Annotated in this window: 10 protein-coding genes; 5 read left to right on the forward strand and 5 right to left on the reverse strand. The window is 68.2% G+C overall.

The window, feature by feature from the left end; translation table 11 throughout:
- The coding region (locus tag F8M74_RS35105) for an OTU domain-containing protein (protein WP_368669195.1) at positions 1-1,897 on the forward strand (1,897 nt) is incomplete at its 5' end.
- Between the two features lie 311 nt (positions 1,898-2,208).
- On the opposite strand, the gene F8M74_RS35110 is transcribed toward F8M74_RS35105, so the two are convergent.
- Together F8M74_RS35110 and F8M74_RS35115 are read right to left on the reverse strand one after the other, a co-directional pair.
- Positions 2,209-2,394, reverse strand: a complete 186-nt coding sequence (locus tag F8M74_RS35110) for a hypothetical protein (RefSeq protein ID WP_141254751.1) — start codon at positions 2,392-2,394, stop codon at positions 2,209-2,211.
- A gap of 195 nt (positions 2,395-2,589) precedes the next feature.
- Positions 2,590-3,399: an aminoglycoside phosphotransferase family protein gene (locus tag F8M74_RS35115; RefSeq protein ID WP_141254750.1), complete on the reverse strand. Its 810-nt coding sequence runs from the start codon at positions 3,397-3,399 to the stop codon at positions 2,590-2,592.
- 1,330 nt (positions 3,400-4,729) lie between these two features.
- On the opposite strand from F8M74_RS35115, the gene F8M74_RS35120 reads away from it, so the two are divergent.
- Entirely contained in the window at positions 4,730-6,961 is a 2,232-nt protein-coding gene (locus F8M74_RS35120; protein WP_141254748.1) for an Ig-like domain-containing protein, read from the forward strand.
- 128 nt (positions 6,962-7,089) lie between these two features.
- On the opposite strand, the gene F8M74_RS35125 is transcribed toward F8M74_RS35120, so the two are convergent.
- Positions 7,090-12,000: a myxosortase-dependent M36 family metallopeptidase gene (locus F8M74_RS35125; protein ID WP_141254747.1), complete on the reverse strand. Its 4,911-nt coding sequence runs from the start codon at positions 11,998-12,000 to the stop codon at positions 7,090-7,092.
- Positions 12,001-12,130: 130 nt separating this feature from the next.
- Positions 12,131-13,729, reverse strand: coding sequence for an MXAN_5453 family MXYO-CTERM-anchored protein (locus tag F8M74_RS35130; protein WP_301340634.1), 1,599 nt, complete (start codon positions 13,727-13,729; stop codon positions 12,131-12,133).
- Positions 13,730-14,365: 636 nt separating this feature from the next.
- Here F8M74_RS35130 and F8M74_RS35135 point away from each other — a divergent pair.
- The 3 genes from F8M74_RS35135 (at position 14,366) to F8M74_RS35145 (ending at position 17,222) form a co-directional block, all read left to right on the forward strand.
- On the forward strand, positions 14,366-14,716 hold the full coding sequence (locus F8M74_RS35135) for a hypothetical protein (RefSeq protein ID WP_194857000.1): 351 nt from the start codon (positions 14,366-14,368) through the stop codon (positions 14,714-14,716).
- 309 nt (positions 14,717-15,025) lie between these two features.
- Entirely contained in the window at positions 15,026-16,216 is a 1,191-nt protein-coding gene (locus tag F8M74_RS35140) for a hypothetical protein (protein WP_141254745.1), read from the forward strand.
- Between the two features lie 256 nt (positions 16,217-16,472).
- Entirely contained in the window at positions 16,473-17,222 is a 750-nt protein-coding gene (locus F8M74_RS35145; RefSeq protein WP_141254744.1) for a ferredoxin--NADP reductase, read from the forward strand.
- A gap of 109 nt (positions 17,223-17,331) precedes the next feature.
- Here F8M74_RS35145 and F8M74_RS35150 read toward each other — a convergent pair.
- Positions 17,332-18,671: RCC1 repeat-containing protein (locus F8M74_RS35150; RefSeq protein ID WP_163884710.1), on the reverse strand; the 1,340-nt coding region annotated here is incomplete at its 5' end.

Below are 18,671 nucleotides of genomic sequence, written 5' to 3' on the forward strand. Positions count from 1 at the left end.
CAACGCGGGCGGGGGGGACTGTCTGTTCCGCTCGCTGTCCCAGTTGCTCTTCGGCACCGAGGAGCACCACCGCGAGGTGCGTCAGGTGGTGGTCAATCACCTGGAGGACCTGCTCGCCGGGCAGTCGCTGGACAACGGGGGAATGGTGGGGCCCGCGACGGCGGCGACGTTCCGGCAGGACATGGGGCTGCTGCTCGACTGGCACCGTGAGGCCTGGCCGCAGGAGCCCGCCTATCGCCGGGTTGCGGGCATGGACCCCTGGCGCCAGTACCTGCGAGCCATGAGCCGGGACAGGGTTTGGGGCGACCACGTGGTACTGGCGGCGGCGTCCCACCTGTTCCAGGTGCGCTTCGAGATGTTCGCCCGGACGGGGGCGACTTCGTACTGGACGGACCTGGTGGACTTCGTGCCGCGCACCGAGGGACACGCGGCGCGGCCGCTGCTCCGGCTGGTGAACCTGGGCAACGCACACTACGAGGCGGTGGGGCCTGCGGATGCGCCGCTTCCCGCGGCCGCGGCATTCCCCGCCGGACTGGCGGCGCTCAGCGAGCGCCGCCGCCGCGACGAGGGGCCGGCACCCCAGCCTGGTTCGATGAGGGACGAGCCTCCGCGCTCAGCGGCGATGTCGACGAAGAGCGCCACCCCCACGTCGGCTCCGCCCACCGTGGGCCCGGTCTGCAAGTGGCCTCACACGTGCTTCTTCCAGTTCGACACACCCACCCACCACCCACACGCGCTCTTCCTCTTCGGGGAGAACGCCGTCGCGAAGAAGGCCAAATACCCCCAGCCGAACACTCAGGCCGTCATCCGGATGAACTCGAACGCGCTCGGGATTCGCACGTGCTGGGTGCCGGGCAAGGGGATGGAGGACACGGACCTCGCGAAGAACCAGCAGGCCATCGATGAGGACTGTTCCGAGGCCGTCCAACTCCTGAAGAGCGGCAAGTACACCACGCTGGTGGTGCCGTGGAACCACTCGCGGGGCCATGTGGACATCGGGACGGGAGTCGCCGGGTTGCCGGGCAAGGCGCCCAGGACGTGGGCGCACCTGACGAAGAAGATCGACGAACTCATCGACTGGGCAAACAAGCACCTGGGCACGGTGCTGGTCGTCTCGCAGGTGAACGCGCTCGTGCCTACCGTGGTGCGGCAGCAGGCGTCGGACCTCCACGTGCAAGAGGTCTCGGTCGTGATGAGCCAGGCGGCCTCCATGGGAGATGTCTCCAGCACGAGCGTCCTGGGGCAGCCGAACGTCGTCTCGTTGAGGACGCTGCTCTTCTCCGGCGCGACTTCCCCTGAGACGGGGCTGCTGTCGGACAAGGACTACGAGAAGAACAAGGCGATGCTCGACGAGGACCTGGACGTGCTCACCCAGAAGGTGGAGAGCGGCCAGTACCGCAGGCTCGTGCTCGAACGAGACGATGAGAGGCGCATCGTTCTTGGCACGGAGTTGGGGAAGCTCGACAAACACGCTCCTCGGACGCTGGATTATCTGCGCGAGCGCCTGGAGGCGTTGTGCTGGCGTTGTACGGAGGTCTACGTCTGGAGCGCGGCGTCGCAGGAGCAGGTCGTCGAGGACGACGCTTCGATGCAGGGCATCGAGGAGTGGCAGGGCTTGGAGGACAACTCCAGGGGAGTCAAGCGCAAGGAGCGCGGCTTCGTCCATGAGGACGAGGAGGAGGAGGACGACGACGACACCGATGAGATGAGCCCAGTGGACTGGGGGACCGCGGCGTTCTCGGGCTCGGGACAGGTTGCGCCGTCGAGAAACAAAAAACAAAGGCTCCTGGGGGAGCCCGCGAGCGCCGAGGAGGATGAGGAGGTCCAGCTCATGAGTGGCGATGACGAGCCGCCACCGCCTCCCGTATGGGAGGCGGACCCCAAGAAGCAGAAGTAGGGGCCGACTGAGTAGGGCCTCGGCATGGGGCCGTCATTGCGCTGTGGAACAGGTTGGGAGCCACGCGGCCCCCATTCGCTCAGCGCCCGTCGAGGATGCCAAGAGTCTCCACGGCTGCATCAACTGCCACAACACCATCTCGCCCGGCACGGATGGGGACTTCCAGTTGATGAGGGGCTGGCCGCATGCCACCGAGAGCGCCAAGGCCATTGTCACGCAGTCGCCCTAATCCCGCGTCCTCGTGATTCCGGCCCTCATTCTCCGAGGGTCGCGGCCAGCAGAGATCATCTGGCCAGGGCATTAGTTCTCGCTCACGAATCGGAACGCTTCTTGGGCGTCCCCACGCCTTCCTGCGCGAACCAGGCCGCGCCTTTTGAGAGGATGTCACGCTCCTCCCGCAGCACCTTCACTTCGCGCCGCAGCCGGGCCAGTTCCTGCTTCTCGTCCGTCGTCAGGCCGTCCTCGCGCACGCCCGCGTCGAGTTCGCTCTGCCGCACCCAGTTGCACACCGTGGTGTCGGGTCGTGGAACTCCTCGACCAGGCTGCTCGTCGGTCTCCCCGCCGTGGCCGGTTCGACCATTCTGGCGCGGAACTCCGCAGGGCATGGGGGCTTCAGTCTCGGCATCGTTGGGTCTTCTCCCACAGTTGAACGGACTCAACGAAGCTGAAGCAACTCCAATGCAGGGGCGAGGTCAGCGGTTGAGTTCGGCTATCGCCAGTTCAGCGATACGGAAGACGACGGCAGGGCTCTCGCCGTCGCCAATGAACCAAGCAGCGGACAGTCCAGTCCAAGCAAGAATCCATTGCAGAATGCGTCGGCGACTCAGTCCCGACCGTTCGACGACAATCTCCAACCGTTTCGCGAAACGACCAGGCACGGTGGCGACCTGATGAGTCGGGGCACCGACGTCAGGGTTGCAGAACAGGTTCGCGTAGTCGAAGCCACGCTCGCCCAGCAGTCCCTTGGGGTCGATGGCAAGCCAGCCGCGTGCGCCGAAGTCCAGGATGTTGTCATGGTGCATATCGCCATGGAGGACACCAACCTCCTGCGGACTGGCAAGAAGAGAGTGGGCAACCCGTGCCGACTGAGAAAGAAGCCCCCCATGAGTCGCAGCCGCCGGCTCCAGGTCGCGAAACAAAACGAACAGGGGAGTGAGTTCGGGAAGAGGCTTGGGTCGAGGTGCGTGTAGCGCTGCTAGGGTGTCGCAGATGATCCGAGTGGCCTCGTCATCGCGTCCACAGCGTGCAATCTCAGCGAGCGAACGCCCACCCTGTGCGCGCTCGAGAAGGAGCGCATCGTCAGCCTGAGCAAGGACGCGGGCGGCGACGTCCCCGCCCCACCACGACATGAGAACGCCGCCGAGTTTCTCTTCGGGCTCCGTAGAGACCCTGAGCATGGCTGCCATCCCCTGCCAGAGAACTGGAAGGAGACGGGCGCCGCGGGTGATAATGGGGGCTCCGTCCGGTGTCAGGCCCCAGAGAGCAAGATGGCGTTCAAACATGCGCCAGTCTCGTAGCCAGGCCCGATGCAGTCCATCGGAACCTGTCAACGTGAATGAGACAGTGAAACTGAGAGATGAGTGCGCAGCCGCCTGTGCGGTGGCAAGCCGCGCGGGGTCGTTGATCCATACGGCGTTCGGAAGGGCCTGGGGCTTCGGAGGACCGTGGGGAATCGCTCGGGGTGAGCGGCGAAGGCGGCCTCGAGGACGGTGGCGCCGCATCCGCGAATCTCGGCTCATGCAGCACGGTGAGCACCTCGGCCCGCTGCTCGGGAGACAAGGCCCGCGGCTGACGGCGTCCTCGGGCCAGCCCCTGCTTCGGCCGCAGGTTCCGGTAGGAGGTGGCTCGCCGCAGGCCCATCACCTGGCGTCGCGACACACTCAAGAGCGAGGAGTACAACCCCTTGCGGCGCAGCAGCGCTCCCGCCTCACCGGGCTTCGTGCAGCGGTCCGCTTCATCGAGGATGCGCCGCTTGTCCTCCGCCGTGAATCGACGACGCTTCGCCTTCTCCACCACCTCGGTCTCCCCAACCCGAGCCTCTTTCACCACCGGATTCATCGTCCCTGCCTGGGTCGCCCTGCACACTAGACTACCGGGTACGGACTGTCTCACTCACGTTGGCCGTGAGGGCTGATCGAGAATCACGAACCTCGGTTTGGATGGAGGCGGCGCGTCAGGCCGTGATGGAGGCCGAAACGACGAAGGGCCGTGAATCCGCAATGTTCAGGGCCCTTCTGCAGAATCGAAGGGAATACATTCGCCCGCTGGCGCCCTGGACATCACTTCAGCCGAGGTGTGATCCACCGCGACATTCGTGGGAGCAATTGCTGCGCGGAAACGGCCAAAGGCGTGGCTGCCGCTCCTTGCACGAAGCTGGCTACCTCCAGCGCCGGACCCCTCCAGGGAGGGCTGGTGGGACTGCGGGCGATGAAACACGGCTGCTCCGGCCTTCCATGAGTCACGGGCCTGGCTTCACTCCCTATCTAAACACATTCAGTGGCGGCGATATCCGCTGAGGGGGCCACCAAAGCCACGCGTGCCATCAGCACTCGCCGACGGTTCCCGATGCACGAACGGTGTGACTCCGGAGCGGGACACATCCACGGGCCCGCGTTAGCGGCCAAGTGCATGGACGCTTGCTGCGGCGGAGCGTATGAGAATTGCGCAGCCAACCTGGAGATACCCAACATGAGCAGACAACGAAGTGTCTTGGCTGCACTCGGCGTGCTGGCCGTTGCCCTCGGGGTGACGGGTTGCTCTCCCGAGTGCGAGACCTCATCGGACTGTGCGTCGACGGGGGCGACCCCGTACGTGTGCGTCGAGGAGAAATGCGTGCCCGACGACTCTCCCTGCGCGGCGGGATGTGGCAGCGGTACCGTGTGCGACGAGGCGGCGGACAACGGACGTGGCGTGTGCGTCCAGTGCCTGAGCGACGCGCAGTGCGGCGGTGATACGCCTGTATGTGACATCACCAGCAAGAGCTGCAAGACGTGTCTCGAGGGCGCCGATGGCAGCGCCCAGGGCTGTCTGCCGGGACAGGCCTGCAACGCTGGCGGCAACGGCGGTCTCGGCGTGTGTGAGGGCTGCAGCACCAACGCCGAGTGTGCCGAGGGCACGCCGCAGTGCAAGCCCGGGGCCCCGGGTGTGTGCGTGGAGTGCCTGGAGAACAGCCACTGCGCCAACGATGCCCAGCCGGTGTGCAGCGACAACAACGTGTGCGGCTGCACCGAGAGCGCACAGTGTGGTGGTGAGACGCCACTGTGCGACACCGCTCGGGACAACGGGCAGGGCGAGTGCGTGGCGTGCATCGACAACAGCCAGTGCACCGCGCAGCAGAGCTGCAACGCCGCTGGGAGGTGCGAGGCGCTGACGGGGCTCGACGAGGCGAACGCCCAGATTGCGGCCTTCCACGCGGCCCCCACGGGCGATTTGCCCGAGCCGCTGTCCCTCCACGGCGCCTTCGTCACCGCCATCACTCCGGATACCGCTGAGCCCCGCGGCTTCTTCGTGCAGGCCACGGCGGAAGGTCCCGCATTGTTCGTCAGCCACTCCGACGCGGTGCAGGTGGCCGTGGGGGACCGGGTCTCCTTCAAGGTGCTCACGAAGCTCCTCCAGTCCGGCAACACCGCCGCGGATTACAAGCTGGACACCGCGAGCGTCATCTCCGACTTCCAGAAGCTGAGCTCGGGCCACCCCGTGCGGAAGCTCGCGGCGGACGGCGGCCTGGTGACGCACGTCACCGACGACGCGGTGGCGAACCTCGACAAATATGAGAGTCGGCTCGTCCGGGTGACCGGCAAGGTGACCACCACGGCGGGCACCGGCAAGCAGGCGGGCATTGGCTTCAAGATCGCGCAGTTCGCGATGGACGGGACCCCGATCACGGGCGGCATGGGGCCGCGGCTGCGCATGCCCACCGAGCTTGCGGACCTCGTCGGTGTCGGGCTGAACTGCCGGGTCTCCGTCGAGTCGGGCGTGATGTGGCGCTACGACGACGCGACCAACACCCCCAATCCCCAGACGCCGTATTACCCCATGCCCCTGGTGACGGCCTTCTCGCTGTCGGACTTCTCGGTGGATTGCTCGGAAACGGCGGTCACCCTGAAGGTGCAGACCATGGTCCCGCTGTCGCCCACGCAGTTGCGGGTGACCTTCGAGCCTGGCATTGACCCGGGCACCGTCGCGGACGTGGCGACCCAGTTCACCTTCGGTGACAGCGGGTTGACCGCCTCGGCCTACACCCTCGACGGGAAGACCCTGGTGCTCACCACGACCGCGCAGGAGCCCGGCAGGCAGTACACGCTGTCCGTGGACCCGTCGGTGAAGAGCTACACCGGCGTCAGCGTGAGTGGGACGGCCACCTTCAAGGGCTACCGGGTGCCGGCGCTGCTCGTCATCAACGAGGTGAACCCGAACATCACCACGGGCGTCTCCGCGACGAACAACCGCGACCTCATCGAGCTCAAGGCCGTGACGGCAGGGGCCATCGAGGGCATCACGCTCACCGAGGAGGCCACCAGTGTGTCCCGGCTGGCGACCCTGCCGGACGTGACGGTGGCCGCGGGCGACCTCATCGTCATCCACTTCCGTCCGAACTCGGCCGAGCTCGCGGCGGGCAATGACACCCTGTCCAAGGACGAGAAGACGTACGAAACGTTCTACCCGGGGGCGTGGGACGTCGTGACGGGGACCAGCAGCCATCCGACCTTCAATGACCGTCTGCTGCGCCTCGCGAATCCGCAGGGCGACACGCAGGACGTGGTGGCCTTCTCCCACAAGAGCATGACCGCCGCCCGCCCACCCAACTACCCCGTCGTCCTCCGGGCCGCCCAGGAGGAGGGCCACTGGCGTCCGGTGGACTGCCGCGGTGAGACGGCCACCCCGGTGCCCTGCGCCTACGACAGCGCTCCGCTGACGGCGCTCGACGTCTCGGTGGACTGGGGCGTGGTGGAGGAGAACACCCAGAGCGTGTTCCGCCATCAGGGGGCCAACACCCGCTCGATGGCGGACTGGTCCGTCTCGGCGACGTCCAGCTTCGGCGAGGAGAACCCGGCCCGGCCGTAGTCAGGCTGGCGACGCACCCCTGAAGTAGCGAGGGCCGCGCTCCCGTCCAGGGGGCGCGGCCCTCTTTCATCGGTGCCCCCCGCGCGGAGGAGCGAAACCCTCCACCGCGACAGGGGGACGGATGACCACTACGCGCGTCGCCGGGTGCGAACGGCTCCCGCGAGCAACCCAATCAGGGAGAGCAGCAGCCCTGGCGATGAGCCGCCCGTGCTGGAGCAGCCACCCGAGGAGTCTCCGGAGGACGGCTGCACCGTCACCCCGAGCACCGCCGTGCTGGCGCCGCCGCGGGCGTCCGTCGCGGTGAGCTCGAAGTGCAGCGTCACGGCCTGCTTCGCCTCGGGCGCGCGGAACGTCACCTTCTCACCCGCGGAGGCGGAGAGGGTGACGGACGGGCCCGCCACCTGTTTCCACCCGAAGGTGAGGGCGTCGCCATCCGGGTCGCTGGACGCGGACGCGTCGAGCGTCACCTGGGCCCCCGGCCGAGCGTCACCCACCAGCCGCGGAAGGGCCTGGGGCGCCTTGTTGGCGTGCCGCACCGTCACCGTCGCCGTCATCGGGGCGCTGGACAGCCCGTTCGCGCTGGCGACGGCCTCGAAGCGCAGCACCGTCTCCGCCCGCACTTCGGGGGCGGTGAACGACGGGGTGGCCGTGTCGGCTCCCTGCAGTTCCACCGCGGGTCCCTCCACCTGACGCCACGTCCAGGTGAGGGCATCCCCGTCTGGGTCCACCGCCGTCGCGCTGAGGCTCGCGGTGGCCAGCGGGTCCACCACCTGCTCCGAGCCCGCATCCGCCACGGGGGCCCGGTCGACGTTGCGCACCGTCACCGTCGCGGTCGCCGTATTGCTCTGGGCCCTGCCGTCGTTCACCACCAGCGTGAAGGTGAGCTGCGTATCGGCGGCCACCTCGGGCACCTTGAAGCTCGGCGTGGCGCCGGAGGCCGCCTTGAGCGCGACGGCGGGGCCGGACGTCTGCGTCCACTTGTAGGTGATGGCTGCCCCGTCCGGGTCGCTCGAGCCGCGGCCGTCCAGCGTCACGGGCTCCGAGGAGAACTCCGCCACCTCCGCCGGCGCGGTGACTACCGCCGTGGGGGCGCGGTTGACGTTGAGCACCCAGGCCCGGACCTGGTGTGCCGCGCTGGTCTCCAGGCCATCGCGCACCACGAGCTCGAACGTCAGGATGGAGTCGTCGGGCACATCCGCCGTGAACGACGGGGTGGCCGTGTCCGCGTTCACCAGGGTGACCGCCGGCCCGCTCACCTGCGTCCAGTGGTAGGTGAGGGGCTGGCCCTCCGGGTCATAGCTGGCGGTGCCGTCCAGCGTGTGGCGCACGAGCTCCAGTGCCCCCGTCTCGGCGTTCCTCGCGCGTTCGTACACCGGGGCGCTGGGGCTGCCGATGTCACGCCCGGCGTTGGCCACCGGCCGCTGGTTGCAGGTGGTGCCGTCGCCCTGCTCGTCCACCCGGCCGCCGAAGGGCATGCGCTCCACGTTGGTGAAGCGCACGTCGTCCAGGTCGAAGCCGTACGCGCCCACCGCGGTGTCGGTGCCGATGCGGAAGCGGAACTGGACGTTCTTACCGGCGAGCATGTCCGCCAGCCGCAGTTCGGTGGTGGACCACTCCGGGAAGCGCACCGTCCTGCCGTTCTCCTGCGTGACGTTCTGACCCACCCATGCGTTGCGGTACATCAGCGGGTTGGGCCCCTGCTCGATGTAGCCCGGGGAGCCGTCCGTCGGGTCGATGGTGTAGATGGAGGTCACGCCCATCGCGGCGATGTCGAACCACTGCAGACCGTCGTGGGTGAACTCGAGGACGGCGCCGTCGTAGTACGGGAAGATGGAGCCGCCGGGGTAGATTTCGGACTCGAACGAGTGGCGGTAGCGGAAGCTGAACGTGAAGGAGCCGGTCTCATTCACCTTCATCCACGGGGAGGTGAGGAAGAGGTCCGCCTGTACCGCCGGGTTGGGCGCGTGCATGTAGCGCCCGCCCTCCGGACCCTGGACCTTCCAGTCCGCCTCGCCGTAGGGGTTGAGCCACGTGGACGAGGTCCACGACGACAGGGAGCCCTCGAAATCGTCCTCCGCCGCCGCGCCGGGCACTTCGTCGTAATTCACCCGTGGGTCAAACGTCGTGCTGCTCGCGCTGGCGGGGAGCGAGGGCTCGTCGAAGGTGATGCGCAGGCCGGCGTGTGCGTTCGGCTGCGCGGCGGCCAGCCTCACCGGGAGGGTGGCGGTGGCCGTGCCGGCGCGGCCCATCGAGCTGAAGGTCAGGGTGTTGCCCGAGGGGAACTCCAGCGAGGCCGTGCTGCTGGTGGTGGAGACGGTGCCGGAGAAGCTGCTCAGCGAACCGCTGCCCACGTTGCGCACGCTCACGCGCAGCAGGCCCGTCTCGCCCACGTCGAGCACGCCGTCCTTGTCACAGCCCTCCAGGGCGTCATCGAGCCGCAGGGAGGTGACCTCGATGGCGTTGCCCGCCGTGAAGCTCTCCACCACGCCCACGTGGTCCATGGAGTCACGGTCCGGCGCCTTCGCGCCCATGCCGGCGCCGCGCTTGGCGAAGGCCTGGAGGAAGCGCTGGTAGTCGGCCGGGTCGCTCGCGGCGGTGACCGCGAGCAGCGCGTCGCGCGCCTCGAGGAAGGTGGGGGAGACAGGCGTGGCCTTGTACCCGGCGACCAGGTAGCGCTTCATGCGGTCCTGGGCCTCCTGGAAGGGGTGGGCCTGGAGGAGCGACACGTAGGACTCCCAGAGCATGGAGGCCCACACCTCGCCACTGCTGTGCACGGCGGAGTTGCCGAGGCCCGTCTGGCCGTAGGCGAGCGGGTGGCTCGTCGGCAGGGGATTGCCGTTCTCGATGTGCCGGAAGGTCAGCGCGTTGCGGCTCGCCGCCAGCGTCGGCGCGGTGGCGTAAGGCGCGCGGCGCACGCCGTAGTAGTAGCCGTCGCCGCCGCCACCACCCGAAACGTAGCCGCCGACGGCGTAGGCGCCGCGCGCGTAGTCGTCGCCTTCACGGACCATCATCAGCAGCGCGTGCACGTCCGCCCAGCCTTCGCCCATGGAGCGGCCCTGATTGTTGGTGAGGCCGTTGGCGTTGCCGATGAGGCGGTTGCTGATGTAGTGGCCCCACTCGTGGGCGATGATGGTGTTGTCGAGCGTGCCGTCACGGTCCAGGTCCTTGGAGCGGTGCATGCGCACCTGGACGGTGCTCGCGTTGGCGGCCACCTCCGCCTTCCAAAGGTCCGCCGCCTCCCGGGAGATGGAGGCCACGGGCACGGTGACGCGCGTGTCGTCTCCGCTCATGGAGAGGGGGCCCTCACCGGCATTGGTGTTGGCCACGAGGACCGCGATGGCGCCGGCGTCCTGCGCGTTCAGCGCCTTGGTGACGAAGTCGCAGGCGCCGCGGTCGAGCAGCGCCACGTGGCCGGCGAACGTGCCCGCCGCGAAGGGCGTGCAGCCGAGTGTCCGCCCCGTGGGCGCGAGCACCCGCACCGGACCGTCCAGCGTGTACTCCAGGGCCCCGAAGCGGCTGTCCCCGTTCACGTAGCTGCGGGCCAGCGATGCGGGGGCCGTCACCTGGAGGAGGGGCAGGCCGTCGAAGACGTACATCTGCATGCGGGGCGAGATGCCGTCCGCTGGCGTGGCCATGTTGGCGTTGTTGCGGCCGTTGTAGTCCTGCCCCTCGACGCGCAGCGGGTCACCCTCGATGCCGCCACGGCCGAAGTTCTTCATCTGCGCGTTGCCGGAGGCCTCGTCGAAGCCCGCGTCGTAGTACCAGTCGTGCAGGAAGTTATTGATGAAGAAGAGGTTCACCACCGAGGCCTTCATCTGCTCGATGCTGGAGCCCGGGGCGCGGTGGGGGTCGTAGACGTAGTTGAAGGCGCGCTCACCGGTGATGTCCGCGCGCAGGTCCGCGCCTGGCTGGTAGCCGTCCGGCGCCACCAGGTCCGCGTAGGCGTCCACGTTGTTGCCCACGGTCTGCGTGGCGTTGGCGGGCAGCCACGGGTCGTTCCGCGAGAAGGGGCTGTTCTGCAGCTCCACGACGTTGGGCGCCACGTCCAGCGGGGCGTCGTAGCCGTCCAGCTCCTGCCGGGGGAAGGGCGAGCCTGCGGACCCCTGGGGGCCGTCGAACGGGCGATACGGCGCGGCCGTCTCCGCCCATACGGTGTACCGGTACGTGTGCTCCGCGGAGTGGGCACGCAGGTCATTGCGGAAGAGGACCGCGCCGTCCACGGCCGAGATGACGTAGGAGGTGTAGTCCGAGTCCTTGCTGCTCTTGGGGCCCGCGTTGACCTCCACGTACCAGGCGGGCCGCAGGCCGTCGGGCAGGGTGAAGAAGACCTTCTTCGCGCGCGCGGGAACGACGAGCTGGCCGGGCATCACGGTGCGCACGCCGGGCTCGAAGTCGAACAGCGTGTAGTCGCCGCGGGAGTCCACGGCGACGAATGCGTGCGCCCCCAGCGGGGTGCCGCTCTGGTCCGTGTACGCCGCCGCCACGGCGTCCGCCGCGGAGCGCTGGAAGGCGTTCGCGCCGGTGCGCTGCCGGGCCGCGAGGGTGAACTCGCTCGGCGCCAGGTAGCCAGTGACGGCCACGGGCGCGAGCGCCTGCGTCATCACCACCTTCACCTCGCTGCGGAACACCTCCACGCCTTCCACCGTCTGGCGGAAGGTCGCGATGACGGCGCCCTTGCCCGTCTGGTGTACGGACTGCAACGGCGCGGCGGAGACGTCTTCTCGCTTCAGCCGGTAGAGGTCCGCGACCTGGCCCAGGTAGGCGCGGGCCGCGTCCTCGGGACGGGTCCCAGCGCGGGCCGCGGTCTGCAGGCCCGGGCCGGACTGCATGGACCAGAGGACGGAGGGGACGCCGAGCCGCGCCTCCGTGTGCTCGATTCGCAGGCCGCGGGCATGGGCCTGCTCATCGGCCACGGCGAGTGGCGTGCTGCCGGGCCGCGCGAGGAATGCGTCGAAGTTCGACCGTGGAGCGGCCGAGGCGCTGGTGCCAAGACATGACGCCAGCAGGACATGGGTGAGCCACTGCTTCCTGAGATGCATCGTTCTTCCGGAGAGGAGGGGAGAGACAACGGGGGGCGCGACCCAGACGGGCCGCGCCCCCGACGTTGCGAAGCGGTTGCGGCGCCGCGCCGCCTTCGGGCGCGCCCCCGCGAAAGGGAGGGAGAGGGCGTCAGTCGCGCGGGGCCTGCTCGCGGCGCTTCAGCGAGCGGCGGCGCGTCAGGCCCACGAGGCCCGCGAGCGCGAAGGGCCAGAGGCCGGCGGCCGAGGTGGACTGGCAGCCGCAGCCGCTGTCCGACTCCGGGTTGGGCTGCGGCTCGGGGGTACCCGGGCCCGCGTCCGGCGGGGTGGTGCCCGCGTCGGGCTCGGTGCCCGCGTCAGGCTCGGTGCCCGCGTCAGGCTCAGTGCCCGCGTCAGGCTCGGTGCCCGCGTCGGGCTCGGTGCCCGCGTCGGGCTCGGTGCCCGCGTCGGGCTCGGGGTCGGTGCCCGCGTCCGGGGCGTCCGGCGTCCAGAGTGAGGACTGGGCGATGTAGAGGGCGGTGCCCCATTCCACCTGGTCCGTCTCCGGCGGGGCCAGGCCCACGCCGAAGCTGATGTCGCCGTGGCGGTTGATGCTCGGCATGCCGGAGAACACCGGGTTGCTGGGGGTCTCCTGGTCCACCCGGGCGTCACCCTTGTCCGAGGGGAGGATGTCGTGCTCGGTGACCACGCGCTTCAAGTTCTCGCCGTCACTCACCCACACCGCGCGGAACCCGTCCGACTTGCGCGTGGCCCGGAAGACCACGTGTCCGCGGTCGTTGATGTCGGGCGGGAATACCTCCACCGTCCCGATGGCTTCGCCAGGCTCGCCCGGCACTTCCATTCCGTTCTGCGCGACCACCTTCAGCTCATTGCCATCCCACAGGAGGATGGCGGTGCTCTGCCGCCCAGCCGCCTCCAGCAGCGTTGCCTGGATGGCCACCTGGCCCAGGTTGTTGATGGCGGGCTGCACGGCGGCGAAGCGGAAGATGTTGGAGTCCGGGTTGTGTCCGCGCGTGTCCGCGATGGCCTGTGATGTCCCATCCGGGTTGAAGATGCGCAGCTCCTGGTACCAGGCGCTGGAGTTGGGCGCTTGCAGGTCCACCGCCGCGGCGATCTGCCCCACGTCGTTCGCGCCGGGGGAGTAGAGGAACGTGTAGGGGTAGCCCGGGTCGACGTACTTCTCCGCCGCGAGAACCTTCGCGTCGAAGCCACCCGTTGCCTTGGGCGTGTACAGCACGTAGGCGTAGCCCGTGCTCAGCGTGACGCGGGCGGCCATCTGCCCCGCCTCGTTCATGACCAGGCTGGACCAACTGGAGGCGCCCAGCGGCGCGCGGACGAGCTGCGGCGGCGCGTCTGGTTCGTCCGCGTTCAGCACGTAGATGCCGTTCTTCGACGCGTCATTCGTCCCGGTGACGGAGAAGACCAACTGCCGGTGCGAGTTGAGGCTGACCTCGCCAAGGCGTGCATCCGGCCCCAGGCCGTCAGGGAGCAGGTAGATGCGGCCGCCCTCGCCGTTCTGGCCGTACCAGACGCCCGGACGTCCCTCCCGCGTGATGGCGAGCTGGAAGGCCACCTGCCGGTCCGCGGTGATGGGAATGAAGAAGCTGCCGGCGGAGGTGAGGCTGCCCAATTCGACGTTGTAGGAGCCCTCCTCCGTGTTGACGGCCAGGTTGGTGCGCGCTTGCAACTGGAACGTGTAGTCCGGTAGCTCGGCCGAGGCTGCTCCCGCCAGCAGGAACGCACCCAGCATCACGCCACGCTTCCGGTCGTGAGTGGGGGCGACGGTCCGACGACTTCTCTTCAGCGATGCACCACGAGTCATGCGTGCCACCTTTCCAAGGCAGGTAGCCCACCACCATGGAGGGCTGTACTGCCGGTTTCCCGCGCAGGACCCCGTCCCCCCATGGGACCGTCGCTCCGGGCGCGCCGCGCCCGTCACGAGGACCGCATTCGTCACGGCCTGTTCGCAAAGTTGCTACACACGATTAGCAGGAGCCTCGTTGATTACAAATTGATTCACTCACAGCGTGCGACGCGGCAGCGGGCCAGAGGTGTCTGACTCGTGCTGGAACGGGGCATTTCAACGGGAATCCGGGCCGATACACGCCACGGAGCGGTGAGAGACCGGAACTGCTGCTCCGACGGATGGCCCGCACTGTTTGTGTGGCGAATGCGCGTTGCAGATGTATCGCCAGTTGCACATCTGGCTGTTCCGAGGTGTCTGGCGCCTGCGCGACGTGTCCCGCCTCCGCCGCATCAGGGGCGGCGCGCTGCGTCGTGTATTCATGGTTCAGTCGTGGTTTTTGATTGAATCGTGGAAGCGTGGATATGGCGGCTAACTCTAAATATCCGCTATGTCTTGAAATGGCATTTGGAGGACGAGAACGTGGCCGTTCTCCTGCGTGGTCGGCTCCTGGGCACGGCGGGCGCACGCACCCCCAAGGTGGAGCTGGGAGCGCCATTCCCGGACGTAGGGGAGTTGCTGACATCGGACGTACGCGAGCTCGGCAACGCCCCCACCGCCGCTCCCAATGCGGCGGAGGCGGTGGAAGTGGAGACGCGGCCACTCGTCCTGGTGGTGAACGTGCGCGGGCCGGATTCGTTGGCGGGTCGGCTCTCTCACCTGAATCCCGCGGCGGACGTGAGGCATCCGGCCAATGCGGCCGCGGTGTTCCACGCCGTGGCGCGGTTGCTCGCGACCTCACCAGGACAACTGGCCCGGGGCTTGAGCACGTAGCAGAATTCGGGCCGGCGAGTGCTCCAAGGGGCGTCCGACCCAGCGCACAGCCCGCGTGTCATCCTCCAGCGGCCTTTTTCAACCCCGTTGCACCAGTCCGCCTCCTTGAGCTTGGTATGGCTTTCGACTTGCGATGGGATTTCGCTAATCTATTGCCCAGGCCGGCATTCCTGCTTTTCGAACCTCCATCTCGCCCGTTGACGGCCAAAGCGCTGCTTCACCTACATCACGTGAAATGGCGTTCACCAGGTCCCGGCGCGTCCGGGCAGAGAAGCTCAGACATCGTCTGAGTGGAATCGGAGACACGATATGTCGTTCCCTGTTTCTAAGGCAGCGAACGTGAAGGGAATGGGGTGGAGCGCGGTCCTGCTGGCCGGTCTGGTTGGCTGTGGACAGGAGGCGCAGAAGCCGGCGCCCGAACAGGAAGCCATCGAGGCCGTGAAGGCGCAGGCGCAGCAGCTCCAACCTCCCACGGGCTGCACCGAAATCACGATGGGGGAGTTGGCCAACGGCGTCGGGCTGACGCCGACGATGTACTCACCGCAGCCGACGTACCGCGGCAACTTCAACAACTTTGGCGACCCGGCGTTCCCGGACCCGGCGCGCATCCGCCTGGACGTGAACACGGCGCCTGGCCTGTATGACCTGTCCGTGGGTGGAGGCAACACCTTCACCTGTGATCGCTGCGTCTTCGGCTATCAGGATGAGGGCTCGCCCGCGGAGAAGTTCTTCGTCGCCGACGCGGGCACGCTCCTGCTCGCGGTGAAGGTGTCGCCGCATCAGACCATTGGCGCGCTGACGAACGTGACGCTGCGTGAGTCGGTGGATGCCCCGCCCCTCAACGCGCCGTACTGGGGCAGCGCGGTGGTTCCGGGAGGCGAGTGCCGGTGGATTCGCTTCGCGACGTGGAACACGGTGCGCCAGGACGGGTGCGACCCTCGCCAGGGCTCGCTGACGGCGAACCTGCCGGACACCACCTGCGTTCCGGATGACTACGTCGCCTCCGACGGCACGCTGGAGCGCGCGCTGGGGACCCGTGTCCAGGGAGAGGCCTGCACGAAGACCGCGGCGGCGAGCGAGTCCGAACTGGCCTCGACGGATTGCGAGCAGGGCTTCGCCTGCACCGACCGACTGTCGGAGAACGCCCAGTGCCTCAAAACGTGTGACTTCATGGCGCCCAACCCCGGCTGCCCCTCCGGCACCATGTGCGGCGTGTACGGCCTGTGCACCGAGCAGTCCGTCCTCGAGCAGAGCGGCTTCGTGTTCGACCCCGCGCTGACGGGTGAGATCTGCAGCCTGGGCTTCGCGCATTACTGTGGCACCGAGGGCGCGCGGGGTGTGTGTGCCGACCTGAACCGCGACGGCAAGGGCGAGTGCTACCCCTACCACCGCGCCCGCTCCGAGTGTGGCCCGGGCGATGAGCTGGGTTACATGAACTACGCGCTCTCCGGTGGCGGCTTCGACCGCGGCCACGGCTTCTGCTACCACGACGGCCTCTAGCCTTCTCCGCCATTGCCCGGTCCCTCACGTGGGCCGGGCAGTGGTGCCTTCCAGGGCGGCGCCATGAGGGGGAAGCTGGCCACGCTGTTGCTGGAGGCAGGCGAGCTGGGACGCGGGCTGACTTCCGAGGAGTCATGGCGCCGCGAATGACCCGCGTGCCAACTTGATGGCCTTGTGCCAATGCATTGGCAAAAGGACGACAGTCTGGCGGGCACGTGGCAATGGAGGCACCACTCACAAGGAGCTAGGCTGAACCATGGCCACTGGTTTCACGACCGAGCGTGTGCTCTCGGTGCAACACTGGTCTGACCGTCTTTTCTCCATCGTCTGCACGCGCGACAGCGGCTTCCGATTCCAGAACGGTCAGTTCGTGATGATGGGCATCGAGGTCGAAGGTCGCCCGCTCATGCGCGCGTACTCGATGGCGAGCGCGAACTACGACGACACGCTCGAGTTCTACTCCATCAAGCTCCAGGACGGCCCGCTCACCTCGCGACTGCAGAAGGTCGCTCCGGGCGATCAAGTGCTCGTGGGCACGAAGGCGGTGGGCACGCTCACCGTCGCGAACCTCAGGCCGGGCCGTCACCTGTGGATGCTCGCCACCGGCACCGGTCTCGCGCCGTTCTTGAGCATGGTGAAAGACCCCGAGACCTGGGAGCGCTTCGAGCGCGTCACCGTGGTGCACGGCTGTCGCCACGTGAGCGACCTCTCGTACTCGAAGTTCTTCGAAGAGCTGCTGCCGAACGACCCGTACCTCGGTGAACTCGTGCGCGAGAAGCTGACGTACTTTCCGACGGTCACGCGCGAGCCGTTCCGCAATCAGGGCCGTATCACCGACCTGCTTCGCGCGAAGCCGCTCTCACCCGAGCACGACCGCGTCGTCATCTGCGGCAGCCACGAGATGATCAAGGAGACCGCGACCATTCTCGAAGGCTTCGGCTTTCAGGAAGGCGACTCACACGAGCGCGGCGACTTCCTCATCGAGAAGGCCTTCGCCAGTCGTTGAGCCCCCGCCACGCCTCATCGAATGACGATGCGGTGCGCCACCTCGCGCCGGAGGGGCACCGGCGGCGGACTCGCGGTTCCACCGCCGGGCACCGGCTTCCCTCACGGTGTCACGGCAGGGAGACCTGGACGGGACCGTGGCCGGACGGCGTGTTCCCATCTCCGAGCTGGCCGGAAACATCGGAGCCAAAGGCCCACACCGCCTGGTCGTTACGCAGGACGAGTGAATGGCCTCCGCCCGCGAAGACGGACGTGACGCCGGTCAGCCCGGAGACCTGCACGGCGGTATGTCGGTCGGTATTCGTCCCGTCGCCGAGCTGGCGATCTTCGTTCTTGCCCCAGGCCCGGAGGGTGTTGTCGCTCAGCAGGGCCAGCGAATGGTAGCCACCCGTGGCCACGGCGATGGCACCCGTGACCCCGGGCACCTGCACGGGGCTCTCTCGCTGGGTGGTCGTCCCATCACCGAGCTCACCTTTCAGGTTCCACCCCCAGGCCCAGACGGTGCCGTCGTTGCGCAAGGCCACCGAATGGTACATGCCCGCGGCCACGGCGATGACGCCGGTCAGCCCGGGCACCTGCACGGGGAGGGGGCGGCTGACGGTCGTTCCGTCGCCGAGCTCGCCATGGAAGTTGAGTCCCCAGGCCCAGACGGTGCCGTCGGCGCCCAGGGCCAGTGAATGGCCGGTGCCCGCGGCGAGCGCGGTGATGTTGCTCAAGCCAGACACCCGCACCGGGGTCAGGCGATCGGTGGTCGTCCCGTCGCCGAGCTCGCCGTTCCCGTTCATCCCCCAGGCCCAGACGGTGCCGTCGGCGCCCAGGGCCAGCGAGAAGCTGGAGCCCGCGGCAACGGAGATGGCGCCGGTCAACCCGGATACCTGCACAGGGGCGTACTGGGTGGTGGTCGTCCCATCACCGAGCGCGCCGCCGTTGAGCCCCCAGGCCCAGACGGTGCCGTCGGCGCGTGAGGCCAGCGAGTGGGCGTTGCCCCCTGCCACGGCCGTGGCGTCGGTCAACCCCGGCACCTGCACGGGGGCGTGGCGGGTGGTGTTCGTCCCATCGCCGAGCTGGCCGAAGGAGTTGTGCCCCCAGCTCCATAGGGTGCCATTGCCACGAATGGCCAGCGAGTGTGAGGCACCACCCGAGACCACGGGGCCCGGGCATCGCGGGGCGGACACCGTGAAGGACTTGGAGGTGGAGAGCCGGGCGTTGTTCGTGACGGTCAGGGTGATGGTGACCTCGGAGCTCCAGAGCACGCAGTGCGGAGCTGTCCACGTCACATCACTTGTCGCGGCGGAGGTCTCCGGACTCCCCACGGTGCCCGAGCTGGCGTCCCAGGAGAACTGAAGCGGGCACGCCAGGTCATCCCTTCCGGTGACGTGGAAGGTGACCGTCTGCCCGGCCGATACCTGGTGGGCGGACTGCGAGCTTTCGATGAGGGTGGGGGCGGTGG

Origin of the sequence: Myxococcus sp. CA023 (assembly GCF_010998615.1) — a bacterium.
In the GTDB taxonomy this organism is placed as follows: Bacteria; Myxococcota; Myxococcia; order Myxococcales; family Myxococcaceae; genus Myxococcus.

Excerpts from the sequence above, each read along its gene's own strand:
- F8M74_RS35115 (WP_141254750.1), bottom strand. The coding sequence starts at position 3,399 with ATGTTTGAACGCCATCTTGCTCTCTGGGGCCTGACACCGGACGGAGCC.
- F8M74_RS35125 (WP_141254747.1), bottom strand. The coding sequence starts at position 12,000 with ATGCATCTCAGGAAGCAGTGGCTCACCCATGTCCTGCTGGCGTCATGT.
- F8M74_RS35130 (WP_301340634.1), bottom strand. The coding sequence starts at position 13,729 with ATGCTGGGTGCGTTCCTGCTGGCGGGAGCAGCCTCGGCCGAGCTACCG.
- F8M74_RS35140 (WP_141254745.1), top strand. The coding sequence starts at position 15,026 with ATGTCGTTCCCTGTTTCTAAGGCAGCGAACGTGAAGGGAATGGGGTGG.
- F8M74_RS35145 (WP_141254744.1), top strand. The coding sequence starts at position 16,473 with ATGGCCACTGGTTTCACGACCGAGCGTGTGCTCTCGGTGCAACACTGG.